Origin of the sequence: Glycomyces albidus, assembly GCF_009451885.1 — a bacterium.
GTDB classification, from domain to species: domain Bacteria; phylum Actinomycetota; class Actinomycetes; order Mycobacteriales; family Micromonosporaceae; genus Glycomyces; species Glycomyces albidus.
In genome coordinates this window covers 103,619-122,156 of record NZ_WIAO01000016.1, presented here as the reverse complement: position 1 = coordinate 122,156, position 18,538 = coordinate 103,619, and the positions used below count along the sequence as shown (strand labels likewise).

Here is an 18,538-nt window from a genome sequence, read left to right as displayed (position 1 = left end):
TTAGCGTGGGACATGAAGGCCTCCAGGTCGTGAAGCAGTGCATTCAGCAGCTCCACTTCACAACCGGAGGCCTTCACCTGTCAGACGAATCCGCTACAACCACGGAACAACGTCCCTGGACATCACATCTAGGTCGGACGGCACCCCTTACGACGCCTTGCTGGCCTTATCCCCCATGCGACTCGCGTCACTCAAGACCCTTACTTCAGGCTCCCCCAGCAGGGGGCTCGGTGCGCCGCTGTAGATCAGGGCGAGCTGATCCCTTGCCCGCGTGGCGGTCACGAACAGCAGCGATTGCGCCTGCTGGCACTTGCGCCGCTCGGTCGCCTTGTCGTCGCCGTCGGCGGGACGCAGATGGTGGAGCGGGAAGTGGGCCTCCCCCAGGCCGAAGCAGGCCACGTACTGGAATTCGAGCCCCTTCATCTGGAGCATCGTCTCGACGCAGACGCGGCCCTCACCGTCGCGGGCCTTGGCGTCGAGCGCGCTCACGTGTACGCCTTCCCGTTCCAGCGCGAACTTCGCCGTCCTGGCGAGTTCCTTCGTTGGGGCGGCGATGCCAATGTCCCCCTTCGGATTCTCGGCCCGCCAGGCTGCCACCTGTTCGAGCACCACGGCGAGCTCGTCGCCCGACCGGGCGGTCTCGCGCACCTCGACGCGCCCGCCGCTGAGCACCGCCCGGTAGCCGTCGAGGGTGTCGGTGCCCTCGTCGAAGTCCTCGAACTCCTCGCCGCCCAGGAACGACAAGGTGCGGCCGAGGATCTCCCGGCTGGTGCGGTAGTTCAGCTTCAATCGCGAGGACCGGCCGCGGATGTTGACCCCGAGTCCTGAGAGGACGATCGGTTTGCGGTAGAGGCGCTGATGCGCGTCGGCGGCCAGGAACAGGTCGTTCGGGCCCTCGGGGACCATGCTGCGGATCATCCGCCAGTGCTGCGGGCTGAGGTCCTGCGCCTCGTCGACCAGGATGTGCGAGTACCGGTGGTTCCCTTCGGCCGCGAGGGTCTCAGCATGGGCCGCGGCGACGGCGGCGATCTTCTCGAAGGTGGTCTTCTCCTCGCGTTCGAGCAGCGCCTCGAATCTTCGCGTGAGCTCCCAGACGGTGTTCCGCTCGGCCCGGCTGAGCCTGCGGCCGCGACCGCGGCGCGGCGCTTGGAGGTATTCGCCGCGCTCGCGCAGGCCGAGCGCGAGCACCACATCCTTGTACTCCTCATCGAGGAACGCGGCGCTGAACCCGTCGGCGATCTCGCCGGCCTGGATTACGGCCTCCTCCCAGAGGCGTCGGATCTCCGGCTCGCTCGCCCGTTCCCGGTTCCCCTGCGCTTCGCCGAGCGCTTCGACGAAGTAGTCGCGGGCCAGCTTGTCGACATGGACCACGTCGATGAGGCCGGCGGTCTGCTTGCCGCCGAGCGCCAGGATCTTGTTCCTGATGTCGCCGGCCAGGGCCTTGTTGTAGGTGGCGACGAGGATGCGCCCGTTGAATCCCGGGCGTCGCGACAGTTCGCGGGCCCGATGGATGATGACCACGGTCTTGCCGGTGCCGGGGCCGCCGGAGATCCGGGCCGGGCCGCTGTAGTCCTTGGTGGCGGCGGCGCGCTGGTCTGGGTGGAGGAAGAGCCGCCACTTCGACCAGTCCTCGGCGAGGATCGCGTCGATGACGGCGTCCGAGGAGGCCATGCGGTCGGCGCTGCGGGTGAGCGCTTCGTCGAAGTCCTTGGCGGGCTTGGCCGCAGACGGCTCGGTGATCTCCTCGGAGACCTCTTCGAAGGTCATGCCGAGCAGCAGTGATTCGAGCACCTTCTGGGAGAGGCCGGTGGTGTCGGAGAGGAACGCCTCGGCCTCCTCGTCCGTGCGCAGGGCACGGACGGAAGGCAGGAAGCGCTCGTTGACGCCCAATTCGAGGAGCTGCGCGTTCGTCCAGGCCTGGAAGGGGCCGCTCTCGTCCGCAGCCGGTCGCGCAGAAGGACCGTGCTGCTCTTCCGTGCCCACGCCGACGGGGACGACGGTGTACTCCACGCGCCCGTCGGTGTTGCTGTAGGTGAAGACCATTCGCTTGATCTCGTCGTACACCTCGTGGCCGCCGACTCGGACCAGCGTCCAGACGCTTCCCTGCGGCGGCAGGAAGATCGCCCTGACGCTCCGGTCGACTCGGGCTGAGAACAGCTCCTGCTTGCCGACGTGCAGCTTTTCGACGTTCAAGCCGGGATGCTCGAAGTTCTGCTGGAACTTGCCTTGGAAGGTGGTGAACTTCGTGCCGAATCCCCGGTCGCCCTTGCACAACCGCTCGATGTCCTTGATCGCCGAATCCTCGATCTGGATGCGGGCACTGTTGTCGGCGCTCACTCGGTTCCTCCTCGACGAGGTGCGACGCTGCCGTTCAGCAGCAGGTTCAGGAGTTCTTCACGATCCCAGTCGGACACCGCCTCAGCCCGCCATCCGGCCTTGCGGTACTCGGCGATGGCCTCACTGCTGTCGACGCGCCCGGCCCGGTCCGGGAACACGGAGATTCGCAGGTGCGGCCATGCGAGTTCCGCCGCGAAGCCGTCGATGTGCTCCTCACCGACCTCCGGCGCCGGTGCGCCGGCCTCGATGAGCGCGGCGGCCAGACGGCGCATGTCGTCGCCGACGATCTCGTCCAGCACCGCCGCCCCTTGGAACGAGACGTCGATCTTCGAAGTTTCGCGCGGGGGCGCGGCGTCCGGCATCCCTGCGGCCCGCAATGCGAAGAGGTCTTCGGGCGCGAGGAACTGCAGGGCGTTCGACCATCGCAGCCAGCGCCGCCACGAATCGCGGTAGGTCTTGATCAACCGCTCGTCGACGTCAGGGGCGTCGTCGAACACGACTTGCGCGTACACGCGCGCATCGCGGAGCTCCATCCCGGCGAAACCGACGGCGACGCGCAGGTACGGCCATTCGGCGACCACGCCCAGGCCGCCGGTCCCGGGCTCCGGGTCCTCCCCGCGGGCCATTGCCGCGACGGCGTCTTCCATTGCGGCCGGGTCGAACTGCTTGATGCGGGAGCTGTTCTCAACGAGCACGCCCGCGCAAGCGGCTCGCGCGATGGTCCGCTGCTCCTCGGGGTCGGGGTGGGCGAGGTAGTCGAACAGGAAGGAGAGCGGATTGTGAGTGATCTCCTCCTTCAGCTTCTCGACGGGGAGACCGAACTCCGCCGCCGCGTGCCGCTGGGCGTCGAAGCTCAGCAGCGCCTCGTAGGCCCCCGAGCCCTGCAACCGCTCAACGTCTTGCCAGGTCGCGGCGAACACGCGCCTGCCCGCGTCGATCAGCGCACCGCGCTTGGCGGCGTCGTCGCTGGTGCGGGGGATCCTGCCTTCGTCCCGGCGCTTCCGGTTGAACTCGGGTTGGGCGTGGTAGTCGAAGCCGTCCAGGTAGAGCAGGACCGTCTCGGCCGGGCCGTCGACACGGGTGAACGTGTAGTCAGGCAGCGTGTCGACCGCGTCGTCGCGATGCTGGGTCCGCATGCGCCAGCGCGTGACCGGCGCACCCGTGGGCATGAAGGTGAGGATGCGCTCGTACTTGGCGGCCTTCTCCATGCTGAAGGTCGAGTCCTGGGCGGCGAGTTCGTGCAGCGCCTCGTTGAAGCGCTTCTCGAGGCGGGAATCGGCCTTCTCGTTCAGGGAGATGTCGCCGATGCCGGAGTTCACCTCCATCGACCAGTTGTCGAGGAGCTTTTCGAGGAGTCTCGCGGCGGCATGGCGGCTGATGCTGGGGTAATGGCGCTCGCGGGCGTAGGCGAGCAGGCAGCGGTGGCAGGCCGCGGCTTCGCAGTCGCACGAGTTGCAGAACTCCAGGGCCTCCTGGAGTACCTTGCGCATCGCGTCCGGGTCGGAGAGCTGCTTGAGATAACCGGTGCCCGAACGCAACTGGTCGAACAGGACGGTGAACACGCGGGCAGCGGGCGGCGCATCGCTGCCCGGCTTCGGCGCGTCGGCCATCGTGCAGGTGACGGTGTCGAGGTGGCTCGTGTCGCCGCGGAAGTACTCGTTCATGCCCGCGGCGAGGGCGGCTTGGAACGAGTAGATCGTCTCGGCGTCCTCAGTATCCCGCATGGGAAGCAGGAAGCGCAGCACCTCGGTGTCGAGCTCGTGGGCGAGGAGCACCTTGCGGTGCTGGGTGCCGTTGTCGCGGTTGGGGCACCAGTGCCGGTGGTGGCGCTTCTCGCGGTCGGCCTCAGGGTTCGAGTGGGCGTCGCCCTTGCCCGTGGGGTCGGCGTCGAGCCCGGTGCCGCCGCATTCCGGGCAGACCCAGAACGGGTTGAGCGTGCGCTGCTCGCCGGCGAAATGCACCTTGTCGCCCGGGGATTCGATCTTGGGTACCGGCCCGAGGTTGATGCGGCGGATGACGGCGGCCGGGGTGTAGTCGAAGCCGAAGTTCCCGCCGGTCGACCGCCACGACTGGGCGGGGACGGTCACCTCGGCCGTGGTCACCGTGTTGTAGAGGCGCTGGTCGCGCGAGTCGTCCCGGTCGTCGATGCGGATGTCGGCCGCCCGGTCGTAGGCATAGGCCGCGAGCGGCACGGCGACCTCGTAGGTGTTGCCGAGGTCGGAGACGTCGAACCCGCAGTGCTGGCATTTGAGCCGCGTCTGCGCACTGAGTCCCTTCGCGACGGAACCGCAGGACGGGCAGATGTTCCACTGCTCGATCACCTCGGCGTCCTTGCCGCCCAGGTCGATCCCCTTGACCTCGTGGGCGTAGCCGCGGAAGTAGACGTGGTTGCCGGGCGCGAACTCGGTGATCGCGCGACTCGCGGGCCGCCCGTAGTCGCGCAGCTCGGTCACGTACTCGCGCTGGGCGTCCGGGCTCTCCTGACGCACGAACGTGAGGGTCGCCTCCAGCGTCACGCTGGAGTCGATGAGGGCATAGTTGGGAAGCAGGCCGCCCTCGGTGAGCGCGGTGTGCGCGGTGGTGCCAAACTCGATGTCGGAGAGGCGCCTTCGCACGGCGCGCTCTTCGGCGGCGAGCACGCGCAGGTCGCGCTGCTTGTCGGGACGCGTTTCGGGCGCCGACTCCAGTTCCCGGCGTGCCTCGTGCAGTACCTTGATGCGGCTGCGCAGCCGCTCCAGGTTCGCGTCCCAGTGCTCGGCGGCGGTCTTGATGTCGCGTTCGATGCCCGCGCCGGTCCACTGCCGAAGCTCCTCGGCGACTGCCTCGCTGATGTGGGAGCCGAACAGCTCGCAAAACTCGTAACTGTAGGCGGGCGCGCCCGCGAGCGCAGCCGTGTTGAATCCGCCGAGCCAACCGCCCGGACCGAACACCTCACCAGCCAAGTGCGGCAATGGCTTGACGCCACCGAGCGATCCGCGGGCGGCCTTGTCCACGAGGAACGCCGTGTATTGGCGGCGCAAAATCGCCCCGGCTTCGAGCAGGGCGCCAGGCGGGCGGATGTCCCCGTTGATCATCAGGTCAGGGTCAGTGAAGTACGCCAGGTCGCGGGGGCGGCGGTCGGCGAACGCGATCGTCAGGGCGTTGCCCGTGGTGCGACCGGCCCGGCCCGAACGCTGCACGTAGGAAGCGGGGGCGGGCGGAATACCGGCGAGGGCCACGGCCGAGAGGTCGCCGATGTCGATACCGAGTTCAAGGGTTGACGTCGCGGTGAGCACGTTCGGTGCGTCCCAGGCTGACGCGGTCTTGAACTGCTCCTCGACGCGCTCGCGCTGCTCCCGGTTGAGTATGCCGGTGTGCTCGGCCGCCTGGAGCTTCAGCACGTCACCGGCGGTGTAGCGGTCGAAGTAGTACTCGTCGTGCCAGCTCGCCTCGTGCAGCGTTCCGCTGCAACGCCAACGCGGGCATGGCGTCCCGAACCAAGACTCGCGCTCCGCTGGCTGGACGGTGAACTGCCACGAGCACACGTCGCAGCCGACCTGGGACTGCGCGGCCTCCTCCTTCGACAGGAGCGTCAGGCGAATCCGCCCGGCCGTGAGCGCATAGACCGTGCCGCCGCTCGTGGAGATCCGGCTGATGACGCCCTGCTCGGCGAGGAGCCGCAGAAGTTCCCGCTGGTACTTACGGGCTTCGGCGGCGCTGAGGTGCAGGACTCGGCGGGTCCAGTCGGTCAGCCAGGTCTCCCCGGCGGTCTCGAGGCGGTCGAACTGGCTGCGGGACCTGGTGCCATCCATCATGAACGTCGGCGCCGAGACACCGTCGGGGAACGCCGGCATCCCGTACTGACGGCCACCCCAGACGTTCCAGCGCTTCGCGCCCTCGTTCCGCACCCAGTCCCGCAGCCACTCGTGCCAAATACCGCCGCGCATCTGGAGACGGTCGAGCACTCCGCGCGCGTGCCACGCGAGGTCGTCTTGATCGATCGGGATCAGCGACTCGCGGGCGCCACTGCGGCGCAGCACGTCGCGCAGGAGCGGACGGATCTCCTCGGGGAAGTCGATGGTGGTGGCGACGACGCCGGTGCGTTCGAGGGTGCGGCCCGCGTAGGAGCGGAGGCCGAACTCGAGCATGAGGGAGAGGGCGAGTCGCTGGCCGATGAACCGCCAAGTGCCTTTGGCTCCTTGGTCATCTCCGCTGAGGAGCTTCGCCACCCCGGGGTCGGGCTGGAGGTCCTTGGGGATGACGCCGCCGAGGGCTTCCGGGTTCTCGGCCATGCCAACCAGGGCGGCGCCGATGGCTTCGGCCAGGTCCGGGTTGTCGAGGTCGCCGAGGACGGCGGCGAGGTGCGTGCGCAGCGAGAAGTTCCCGGCGCGGGAGGAGAGGAACCCGGCCCGGTGGGCGGCGTCCTGCACGGAGTCGTTGAACAGCAGGGCCTTGGCCTGGTCGCCGCTCTCGGGATCGACGGCGTGCTGGAACACCTCGGTGAGGACGACGGAGGAGAGCGTGGCGAGCCCCGCACCGATGAAGCGGATCGCGTTCTCGTTGCCGCAGGCGGGGCAGCGTTCCAGGCGGGCGGCCTCGTCGCTGTCGATGTCGACCAGGACGGCGGTGCCGGTGCCTTCGGGGCTGTAGTCGGCGAGCGTTTCGCCATCGAGGAGCTTCAGGGGCGGATTGTCTTCGATGCGGGCCCTCGGGTCGAAGGACTCCTCCTCGCGCGCATAGGCGGCGATGAGCGCTCGCGTCTGCTTCCGGTCGACGCGCGACTGCGTGTAGATTTCGGCGGGGTTGAGCTTAAGTTCGTCGTTGCGCGGCGGCTTGGTCTTGACCATCCAGCCGGAACGCCCGCAGTGGCGGCAGGAGACGGCCGGCAGCCAGCGGCCGGACTCGGGAAGGCTTGTGGACCACGCGAAAGCGATCGGTTCCTCGTCGGAAGTGGGGACGCTGCGCAGCAGGCGAGAGACGGACCTGATCCAGAAGTGCGTCTCGACGTGCAGCAGCGGACGCTTCCCGATGCGCGCCCAGGAGATAAGCGCGAGAAGGCGTTCAAGGGCGACGACAGCGTCGTCATGTCCGGCGACGGAGTCCCAGGCCTGTTTCCAGGGGTACATCATCCAGCCGGTGAGGCTGTCATAGAACGTGTCGGCGGTGATGAGCTTCCCGGAGGCGAACCCGTCGAGGACCGCCTGGACAAGCGGGTGACTTCGCAGCTTCTCCCCCGCTTCTTGGGGAGTCAGGTTCGCCGAACCGAGAACCGCCGCGCAGAGGTCCGCAATCGCTTCGCGGTGCTCGTAGGGGTCGGGTAGCGCGGCGATCTCCTGGACGCTCGGCTCGGGCAGCCGCTCTCTGCTGGGCTTCACGAACTCCGTTGCGCTCAAGCGGTCTTCGCCGATGACCGAGCCAGGCACGAACTCCCGCCCGAAGATCGCGGAGGCGACCTCGCGGGCCTGCTCGTCGTCGCCGAGTGTGGCGGAGGTGGCGACTGGGGTCGGGTCCGCTTTGCTGGCGGCCATGAGGCGACGCAGGAGCATTGCGACGTCGGTGCCTTGAGCGCCGTTGAAGGTGTGGAACTCGTCGACGACGAGGTAGGTGAGATTGCCGTCCGCCCAGAGCGGTGCGTCCTCGGCTCGGGTGAGGAGGAGGTCGAGCATCTTGTAGTTGGTGAGGAGCAGGTCCGGCGGCGACTGGCGCATGTCGGAGCGCTCCGTGAGAAGCCTGCGGTACGACTTCGCGGACTGCTCGCCGACATAGAGGCCGGCGGTGACGCCCTTCAGTTCGGGGTTCTCGGCGAGCATGTCATCGAGTCGCCCAGCCTGGTCGGTCGCAAGGGCGTTCATCGGGTAGATGATGACGGCCTTGACGCCGGGCGCAGATGCGTTGCGGGCGCAGTGGTCGAGAACGGGTACGAGGAAAGATTCGGTCTTACCGGAACCGGTGCCGGTGGCGACGACGGTCGGTTCGGGGGTGTGGCCGTTGCGAGAGGAAAGGCGTTCCCAGGCTTTCGCCTGGTGGAGATGGGGAGTGAAGCCCGGCGGGTACCAGTCGAGGTGTCGCTGCCAACCCTCGTTTGCGGGTCGGAACGGCGCGCGGACACGGAGGAACGGACCTTGGAAGAGGCCGTCTGTGGGGTGAGAGAAGAACTCCGAGAGAGCATCGGCCGTCGCATCCTCGACTAGGCCGAAAGTGGAGGTCAGGTAGGTGAGGACGGTCTTCTTGAGGCTGGGAGCGACGATCGAGGGCTTCACGGTCCGCTCCTAGCTCTTCTCACCGGTCAACTTCGCCAGCCGCTCACTGAACACCTTGTGAGCGTATGCATACTCGCCGAGCCTATCGGCTTCCGCATTGCCGTTCAGACCCTGCGGGTATTCGCTATCAGGCTCCATCCCGAGCCGGTTCGCCCGGTAGTAAGCGAGACTGTAGGACTTGGAGAAGCGGGGGAATCCGGATGGCCCTTCATCACGGTCGCCGGCGAGGTAAGCCGAGAGCTGCTGGAAGGGAAGCTTGGCATCGCGAGAGCCATCAGGACCTTCGGCGTGAGCCTGCTTGTACCCGGCCGCTTTGGTGTCGCCGCAAAGCTTGTTTCCCTCGGCATCGAACCAGGTTTGCTCTTCACGGCCGGAGAGCACTGGGAAGCGGGCAGTATAGATGGCCTTGAGCTGGTCAGCAGTGATTCCCAGCATGATAGCCACGATTGCATCGATTTCAATGAGTGCAGCTCGGCGCTCATAATCAGTGCGCAGCGGTGTGTGATAGGACCACTCATTGCCAGGCTCATTCAATGCACGCAAGCCTGGCCACGGGAATGCCCAGTCCTCCAGCTCGAACTCTTCAGCCGCTGAAAGTTCCTTCCAGAGCTCAGAATAAGCAGTAGTAAGGCAGTTCAATCGAGCCGCTCGCAACCGTAGTGCGGTAGCGAGCGGATGAGATTCCGAAACTGCAGGAAGGTTCCGCGCATTACCGGCTTTAAGATGAGAAGTCCCGGTCACGCGTAGGTAATAATCAAGCAATAGCGAGGAACAGATACCAACTTGCGTGATCGTTCCGGTTATCCTCGGCAGTCGAGCACTATGAACGGCATCGACATGCGCGGGGCCGGGCGGGATTAGTACCGGATACAGTGATCGCTCGTTGTTTGAATCAGCCATTTCGCGCCAAGCCATGCGCCAGAAGTTCGTGTACGGCCGCTTGGATTCCTCCTTCAAACAGGCATCAATCATCTCATCAGTGATGTCGTTTTCCGAAGTGTCCGTCTCACTCCGAAGCCAGTTTTCCGCACGCTCACGCGCCGCGAGATCCCTTTTCAGCTGCTCCCAGAGTTGGTAGTCCACCCACTTGTCTTGCCTTTCGAGGAAATCGTTGACATCGACCGATCGCCGATAATTCGTTTGCGGAATCGAATCCACCGCAAACGAAGTTAGGTCGATCGGATCCCAATCCTTATTGCTTTTGAGAGGGGTTCGCGGACTCTTGGAAAATGGAGTGGATATCGAGAAGTGCGGCCCCTGCAAAATTACCTCACTCCAGGAATCGACGCACTTTGCGGAAAATTTATCCTTGATCCTTGTTGACTTGTCGATGTCTTCGAAGTAGCCGGCTTTCTTGTCAGCAGACTCATGGAAACCAGAGGAAATATCGGGATCGAGGTCGCCGAGACGCTGAGGGACCTCGGCTAGCTTTACAATAGGATCCAGCTCCGCAATTGTAACCGGATAGAGTATCTTCGTCTCCTCTACCGGAACCTCTGATTTTCCTGGTAGCTTGCTCCATTCCGCCAGTAGCTCCGCGTCAACTCGAATGACACGCTTTGCGTGCGCCCGGATGTCCCATGTCCCATTGAACCTCATTCCGGGGATATCACCCTGGCCATCATCGTCCAACGATGCCAGGATCACACTAGGATCGAATAGCCATGACATGTGCAGAAAATCGATCTTGCGAACTGAAGCTGAAATATGGATACCATAATCTTGCTTATTAGACTGGTCCTCAAACAGGAGTCTCTGATTCAAAAAGTAGGCGTGAATACGCAATCTGGGATAGGTGGCGGCGCGCAGCCTCCCTTCTTTCGCACCAATCAGGTGCGAATCAGGATGGATCAATCCGATCGCGCCTCTTACTTCAGAGTTTGCCCAACTCCGCATCATGAAGCACCGGTATAGATTGGGTTGAGTTCCGGAGAGCAGGTTATACGTGACTGTGTTGCCGACGAAGGCGCTCAGCCCAGCATTATTAGCAACCTCGCCAAGGAAGTAATCACGATTAGCTATCCCAGAAAGCAACACTTCCTTGCGGTTACGCTTCTGACTATCATTCCAACCGCTGAGCGTAAAATGAGGATCGATCTCCGATAGGATCGACTTATCTTTCCATTCAGGTCGGTACCACGGCGGGTTTCCGACCTGGAGATCGAATCCACCTTCACCGAATACATGGGCGAACTGGAGCTCCCAGTGGAAGAAGTGCTGCTCACTTATGATTCGGTCTAGTTCGGTGATGAAGGCGAACTTCTGATCGTTCTGCTCCAGGAACAGATAGTGCTGCCAGCCAGTCCAGGCGTCTAGCTGGTCTTCATGGTCGGTGAGCGCGTCCAGGTCACTCGGCAGCTCCTTGCCGAAGAAGTCTCCGGGCAGAGTGTTCCCGGTGATGGCCTCGCAATACTTGAACCACTCGTCCAGGTCCCGCAGGTGACCCGGTCCGCCCGGGGCTGGGTACACTTCCTCAGGCCCCGTGAGCAACTCAGTCCTTCCGACCGGCCAGAACCACAGCGCGCACCAGGAGTCCATGAGCTTCTTGAGTCGCCAGAACGGCGACCCAGGGCGCTCCAGGTCCTCGAGAACCTGCTCCTTCGTGATCGCCGAGTTCCCCGAGTGCTCGGCGCACTCCGGTGCTCCCCAGACATTGATGTCCCTGGAGATCGCTTCCTCGGAGAGCTCCAGTCGCCGGATCACCAGACCCCACAGGTACTCCACCTGCCGGGCCAGCCGCTGCGCCCGCTCAAGCTGCTTCTTATTGAGCTTCTTCATGAGCCCGTTGCGCCACTTACCCAGCGCCTTTGCGTCGCCCCCGGCCAGCGCCTTCGCTTCCTTGTGATCAGCGATCGCGGCCCAGCCCTTGCTTGGGAGGAGGAAGTGGTGAATGCGGTCCTCGCCCAGGTCACCTGCCGGGGTCTCGCTGGGCTTGTCGTGTTGCGGCGCGAAGTCGTACCAGAACTGCTTCCCTTTGGTCGGGGCCAAATCTTTCAGACCGTATGTCTCTCGCCGCGCCCCGATGAGCGAGTTGCCATGGCGCAGATGCAGGCCAAACCAGGGCGCCTTGAGGCCCGGGTACATGACGTTCAGCCAGAGCGAGACCTCGGCCAGCTCGGTCGCGGTCGCGTTGAGGTCGACACCGTACGAGTTGTGCAAGGCGATGTAGGCCTTGACCTTGCGCAGTTCCTCTTCCCACTTGTCGGGGTCGACGCGTTCGCCGGTCTCGGTCTGTCGCAGCTCTAGGTACTTGGCGGCGACCTGGTTGATGGCCTCGTTGAGGAACGCCCCAGACCCAAGCGCGGGCTCCAGAATCTTCCACTTAAGCAGATCCTTCGCTTCGACCTTGCCGCCGTGTTCTTCGATGAGCTGGCGGACCGTCAGTTCAACCGTGGCCTTGGTGAGTGACAGCGGAGTGTAGAACGAAGCCGAGGTCTCCCGGTCTCGTCCCGCAAGTCGGTAGACGAAGGAGCCATCCGGGTAAGTGACCGGGGAACGGTCGCCGGTGTAGGGGTCTTCGACGGTGACGAACACTTCCGCCGGGTATTCGTCGGCTGCGCTCTCGGGGATCAGCCAGGAGCCGTCCTTGGCCTGGCCGTTGTTCTTCTTGAGGTCCTGAGCCTGGGCCACTTCGTAAAGTGTCTCGCCGCGGGCGATGCGCCCGGTGTAGGACATCAGGCCCTCATAGACCGCGCCGAGCTGATTGATGCCGAGTTTGGCGTAGGAGATGAACTGGGTCTGACCGCGACGTCCGCGCTTGCCGGTGAGGGTGCCGTCGTCGATCATGAGCATTCGCAGCACTCGGTGGAGCGCCTTGTTGCGAAGTCGGGTGTCCACCTGCCAGACGTAGTCGTCGTCGCTGGGTGTGAGGTCCTTGCCGATCAAGGTGATCGAGGCGGGGTCGAAGAGCCGAGACTGCAACGGTTCGAAGACGATGCGCGCCTTGCCTTCGGCCTCGGAGTCGTCGAAGTGGTAGCCGTCGTTGACGCGCTTGAACAGCAGAGCCAGCGACTCATACAGGTAGGTGCCCTCCCGAGACTCCTCGCCGAGTTCGCGTTCGACGGTGCGTCCGAGGCGGGCGATCGAGTAGCCGGACTGGTAGTCGGGGCTGTCGGTCGGCAGGATGCGCAGTTCGGGGCGGGCTTCGGCGAAGAGCAGGAACAGGATCCGGTAGAGGTAGCGTAGGCTCTCCTTGGCGAGGCGGTCGGCGAATTCGCGGTCAGTGAAGAACGGGGTCCAGTCGAATTCCTGTTCGCGGAGGCGGTCGAGCACCTCCTTCGCGATGATTTCGACCGAGCGGCGCAGGCCCTCGCGGAGGCTCTTCGAGACGCCCTGAGCCTGCGTGCGGGACTGCGCGACAAGGGAATCGAGGCCGGTGGCGTCAGGTTCGGCGGCGTCCTGGGGCTCCAGCATCTCCCGGGCGACGAGTGCGGTGGCGAGGCCGGCTTCGGGCTTGTCGTTGCGTTCGAGGACGGTGCCGATGGAGACGGCAAGGTAGCGGCCTTCGCGGAAGGCGTCGACATCGGCGGTGACCACGACCCCGCCGCAAAGCAGCAGCACGTACTTGGGGGCGTTGTCGTCGATTCCGAAGAGCCAGTCGGCGAGCTTGGAAGCGTCGCGGAATCCCGGTTGGAGGGTCTGCATCTGGGCGAGGTCGGCGGCGTCGCCGGCGAGTTCGCGGAAGTCGCATTCGACGGCGAAGACGGTCTTCGACTGGTAGGCGAGGGTGATCTCGCGGGTCTCGCCGCAATTGGTGAGCTCGACGGTCTCGGGTTCGGCGGCGGTGAATCCGAGGCCCGCGAGGAGTTCACGGTGCCAGGCGTTCAGGGCGGCGTCGCGCTTCTCGTCTCGTCCGCCTGCCCCGGTTGAACCTGCACCGTCGTCGCCCGCGTCCTCCTCACCGGTGTTTTTCTCACCGGCGGCGTTGACGATCGCGGTGCGGGCCCGCTGGTACGGGGCGCGCAGGTCTAGGAGGCGCTTGCGCGGGGAGACTCCATCGGTCGTGCGATCAGTCTCGTTCCAGGCTTTCGCGTATGTCTTGGCGACCTCGCCGGGGAGGAGCTCTTCAAGGTAGTAGTTGGTGAAATATTCGCCGGAATTGAGAATCGAGTCGTACAGCACGGAGGGGGGTCCTTCGCTGACGCTTGGAGGGGCATATGTCCTTTAGTGACGCGGTAGGAGGGCAGCGACGACTCGGAGAAGTGGTTCCCCACCGACATCGAGAGCTCGGATCATGCCGCGCTGGGCTTTCGCCGTCTCTCGAGTTCTCTCCTCATCGGATCTGCGGCGGGCGACGAGGTCTTCGAGCCCGCTGATGACCTCCGCTTCCCATTGTGCCACTTGCCGTTCGCTCTTGGTGATCGCGTCGGCGAGGTCCCGTCGCCACTCGTCGCGGGCGTCGTCCAGGAAGTCGCGGGCAGCGTCGAGGGCTTCCGGCAGGCCTTCGCGGAGGGCGTCGAGCACGGCCGGTTCGGTGGTGCGGGAACGGTTCTGGAGGCGTTCGTCCACGCCGCTCTCGCGGAGCACCTCCACCAGGTCATGGACTTCCAGGTGCCCGTCCTCGTGCCGGGAGACGGCCATCCATTCGACGACCGCGGACTGTCCGAGCCCGTTGGTGTACAGCCCTTCGATGCACCAGACCGGGCCGGGGACGTCGGCGTAGACGATGGGGGCGCGGTCGCGGCCCATTGCGAGGATGGCGCGGTCGGTGAGCCATTCGACGACCGGGTGGAGGTCGGAGAGGTACGAGAGGTCGGGCCAGGCCGAAGTGCCCTGCTCCTGGGCGCGCTGCAAGCTGGCGAGAGCCCGCTTCTTGTTGCTGGTGAGGAACATCCGGCGGGTGAGATCCTGGTCCTTGACGTACCGGGGCGGCAGGATGCGGGTGATGCGCTGGAGCAGGTCGTCGGGCAGGTCGGTGAGGTGGAGGTCGTCGTCGGCGGTGAGGGCGACGCCGAGCTGGCGTTTGACTGCCGGGTTGGCGAGGGCCGCTTGGACGAACGCGGCGGTGTCGGCGAAGAGGCCCGGCAGGGTGGCCTTCTCTGGGGACGGGGTCTCGCTGACCGGGTTGAAGTCGCCGAGGAGCCGGAGGCCGAGACCGCCCAAGGGTGTGGCGGGCGGCGCTACTGCCGTTTCGGGGTCCTTCTGCTCGATGAGGAGATCGCGGGTGAGCCGGTCTTCTTCGACGGCCGCGTTGTTGTGGCTGAGTTCGGCTTCGACCGATCCGAGGGTGGTGACCGCGGCGGCCTCCTTGCGCACCAGTGTCTTCGCAACGCGGGACTCGTCCCAGTTCGGGGCGTTCACCGAGCGGAGCATGAGCGCGGCGAACTCGGGGGAACGGGTCTGGCCGTAGCGGTCGATGCGGCCGTTGCGCTGCTCGATCCGGATGAGGGACCACGGCAGGTCCCAGTGGATCAGCTGGTGGCATTGGCGGTGCAGGTTGACACCCTCGGAGGCGATGTCGCCGGTGATGAGCACCCGCAGGTTCGAGCCGCCCAGGCCGAAGTCCTCGATGATCTCGACGGCCTCTTTGTCGGGGGTGGTGCCGCGGAGGGTGCGCACCTGGCCGGTGTTCTCATTGCCGTGGAGGCCCTTGTCCATGCCGAAGGCGGCGCGGATCTCGGTCTGGAGCCAGTCGAGGGTCTGGTGGCGTTCGGAGAAGATCACCACGCGCTCGTCGGAGTTCTTGCCGATGCCGATGGCGCGCAGGTGCTCGATGAGCGCGGCGAGCTTCGCCGGTTCGGTGATCTTGGCGTTGAGGTCCGCGAGGCGCTTCAAGGCGTCAGCCTCCTCCGGGCGGGCCTGCTTCTGGCGTTCCTTCACGGTCTGCGCCAGCGCGGCCGGGGACGAGAAGAAGGATTTCAGGAGGGTGTGGGCGAACAGGTGGCCGGCGGCCTTGCGGACCTGTTCGGGGCGCAGCCAGGTCGCGGCCAGCTCCTCGATCACGGCCTCTTCGGCCTCCGAGGCGGCGACTTCGAGTCCTTTGGCGGCGCCGCGTTCGGCCCATTGGGTGCCTTTGCGTTTCGCGAGGCCCTGCTTCACTTCAGGGTCGACCTTGGTACGGCGGATGATGAGGTCGGCGACGTCGTCGGGGTCGTAGTCGTCGCGGTCGACGATGCGGGTGGGGTCGAGCATGTCGATCAGCTCGGCGAAGTCGCGGTCCTTGCCCGGGTGCGGGGTGGCCGAGGCGAAGATGAGCGCTTCGGTGGTGCCCGCGACGAGACGGGCGAGTCGCCTGCGGAGGTTGCGGCCGCCGGAGCCGCCGATGAGGTTGTGGGATTCGTCGAACACGACGGCGTCCCAGGAGACCTTCTTGAGGTGGCGCTCCCAGCGGTCGCTCTTGAGGGTGTCGACGGAGATGATGATGCGCTGGTGGAACTCGAACGGGTTCCGGCCCGCGGGGAGCTGCTGCTGGACGCGGGCGATGCCGTCGGTGTCCATGCGCAGCAAGGGGATCGAGAAACGCGTCCAGAGTTCGCGCTGGAACTGGTCGAGGATCTGCTGCGGGACGACGACCAGGATGCGGTCGCCTCGGCCGCGTCGGATCAGCTCGGCCAGGAGCAGGCCGATCTCGAGGGTCTTGCCGAGGCCCACGACGTCGGCGATGAGCAGGCGCGGGCGCAGGTTCGCGAGGGCCATCTGCGCGGGCCGCTGCTGGTAGTCGAGGGCGTCGAGCAGGAACCGGTCGGTGAGCGCCAGGCCCTTCTCGGATCGGGGCAGGGCGGCGCGGCGCATGACGGCTTCGAGGTAGAGGCGCGCGTTCGTGTAGTGCGAGGAGTGGTCGTCGGTGAACTGGGTGTCCTTGGGGTGCAGGACGGTCGGCTTGTCGAGCTCGGTGAGGAACACGGCGCGTTCGTCTTGGACGAGTGCGCTCGCTCCGGTGCAGGTGAGGGCGAGGCCGTCGTTCTCGGTCTCGTCGACGCCGGTGACCAGCCAGTCCTCGTCGCGTACACGCACGTAGGATCCAGCGGCGATGGTCTGATCTGCGCTCACACGAGGTCCTTCGTCTTGGTGTAGGCGGTACGGAGGTAGTCGGCTGCGGCCTTGGCATTGGGCACTGACGGGGCTACTCGGCGCGCGCCACTTCTTTCACGCATGGCACCGCTGGAAAGTTCCGCTTCCATGTCGGCGACCGAGTGGCCGAGGGTCTGGCCCTTACCGGCGAGCGCGGCGAAGTGCTTCGCGCAGTCGGCGGCCTCGGGGCGCTTGGCCGGGTCGTGGCTCAGAAGTGAGCGCAGTATCCCCGCCAGAGGGTCGTCGACGCCTTCGAGACCGAGGAACCTGCTGGTGTCCTTGGGATGGACACCGGTGGCCGCATAGGCGATGGTCGCGCCGAGGCTGTAGAGGTCGGCGCGCGGGAGGTTCGAGCGGTCGCCCTGGGCGTACTCGGGGGCGATCCAGTGTTCGGAGCCGACGACGAAGCGGGTGGCGGTGCGGTCGTCGGTGGCGGGCGCGGCCGTGTCGATGGCGAGGCCGAAGTCGATGATGACCGGGTCGCCGGTCTCGCGGATCATGATGTTGCCCGGTTTGAGGTCGCGGTGGGCGATCCCTGCGCGGTGCAGGGCCGAGAGGCCGCCGCTGAGGCGCATGCCGACGGTGGCCGCGGCCCGTTGAGAGAGCGGGCCGTGGCGTTCGATGCGCTGGCGCAGGTTCATGCCGCTGAGGTACTCCATGGCGATCCAGGGTGTGGCCGCTTCGAGGTCGGCGTCGTAGTACTTGGCGACGGCGTCACCGAAGTCGCCGCTGAGGACCGCCACCTCGCGGTCGAACCTCCACCGTTCGACGTCGTCGGTCTTCAGCACCTTCACGGCCGTCTGTGTGCCGTCCTGGTCCTGGCCGAGATAGACGCGGCCCATGGCGCCGGCTCCGAGCGCGCGCAGAAGGGTGTACCGGCCGAGCACAGGCGGCAGGCCCGCGGGCAGCCTTCCGTCGAAGTCATCGGGCATGGGCGAGGTCCTTCTGGTTCGAGTGCCCTAGAGCTTAGCCAAAAGACGGTTCTCAGGGAGCCCCCGGCGCCGAGCTCTCAGAGGGTGTCCGGTCCGTCGGAGCGCTGACGTCGGGCGGATCGTTCGAACGGTTCGACCATGCTGTCGAACCAGTCGATGAACTGTGCGACCGAACCGATCCGCCTGACGCGTTCGTGCAACGCGATCGCGTCGTGGCCGGCCACGAACTTGCCTGAACGAAGCGAGGTTCCGCATCCGCAGCGACACGGCTTGGTTCCGACGGGGGCGTCGAAATAGCGGACGGGGTTGCCGTACGACTCGACGGGGACGGGCTTGCCGACGTACGCGTCGTGGACCTCGTCGCCCGGCAGCAGAATGCTCCCCTCGATGGCGCGCCGGCCGGGAGCGGTTTCCACAAGCCTGTGGATCTCGATCGCCAGCAGCACGGCGCCGCGGTGGGCGACGAGGGCGAAATGCTCGCCGTCGGCCTTCTCACCGAGCACCCAGCTTCCTCTCGCCGCCTGATAGAGCTCGCGATCGGTCATACCCTTCCGGTAACCGGTGCGGGTTCGGTTCAGTTCGTCGGGTGTATCGAGATGCTGTTCGGATCCGACCGTGACGATCAGCAATGGGGCTCCAGGGGAGGGGCGTCCGGGAAGACGCAGAGCGGAGGCACCGGCGGGACTGAGTCCAATCCGATGCGAGGGGTGATCACAGCGTCACGATACCTTCGATTCCTCAGTAGGCGACACCCACGGTCATCTCGGTTGTTTGCCCCGCGCTACTGGGCCACATGCGTCCGGTTGACGCTTCCGGCCCGGCAGCGCGGCGAGGATTCGCACTGAGTTCGAGGCCGTCCGCGGATCATCGCCGCCCCGCCTGACCGATGCGAGCCGTTTTCAGCAGGTCATCCAGGCGCGAGTCCATCGGACACCGCCCTGACCTGCGGGTACGAGTTCCCATAGGCCTCGATGATCCCTGCAGATTGGGAACGGCCCGGATCATCTGATCCGGGCCGTT

General features: G+C 65.7%; 6 protein-coding genes. All 6 read right to left on the bottom strand.

Features of this window, described 5'->3' with window-relative positions; genetic code table 11:
* Positions 1-147: 147 nt before the first annotated feature.
* A complete protein-coding gene (locus tag GFD30_RS14480) occupies positions 148-2,337 on the bottom strand; it encodes a UvrD-helicase domain-containing protein (protein ID WP_153025912.1) in 2,190 nt (729 codons plus the stop codon).
* The gene (locus GFD30_RS14475) at positions 2,334-8,576 is read right to left on the bottom strand and encodes a DEAD/DEAH box helicase (protein ID WP_153025911.1); all 6,243 of its coding nucleotides are present in this window, start codon (positions 8,574-8,576) and stop codon (positions 2,334-2,336) included. Before GFD30_RS14475 ends, GFD30_RS14480 begins: the two co-directional genes overlap by 4 nt.
* Before the next feature lie 9 nt (positions 8,577-8,585).
* Positions 8,586-13,697, bottom strand: coding sequence for an Eco57I restriction-modification methylase domain-containing protein (locus GFD30_RS14470; RefSeq protein WP_153025910.1), 5,112 nt, complete (start codon positions 13,695-13,697; stop codon positions 8,586-8,588).
* A gap of 42 nt (positions 13,698-13,739) precedes the next feature.
* Positions 13,740-16,565, bottom strand: coding sequence for a helicase-related protein (locus tag GFD30_RS14465; RefSeq protein ID WP_153025909.1), 2,826 nt, complete (start codon positions 16,563-16,565; stop codon positions 13,740-13,742).
* Complete coding sequence (locus GFD30_RS14460) at positions 16,562-17,518, bottom strand: serine/threonine-protein kinase (protein ID WP_153025908.1); 957 nt, start codon at positions 17,516-17,518, stop codon at positions 16,562-16,564. Before GFD30_RS14460 ends, GFD30_RS14465 begins: the two co-directional genes overlap by 4 nt.
* A gap of 77 nt (positions 17,519-17,595) precedes the next feature.
* Positions 17,596-18,147 carry a hypothetical protein gene (locus GFD30_RS14455; RefSeq protein WP_153025907.1) on the bottom strand — a complete coding sequence of 184 codons (552 nt, stop codon included), beginning with the start codon at positions 18,145-18,147 and terminating at the stop codon, positions 17,596-17,598.
* Between the last annotated feature and the right edge of the window lie 391 nt (positions 18,148-18,538).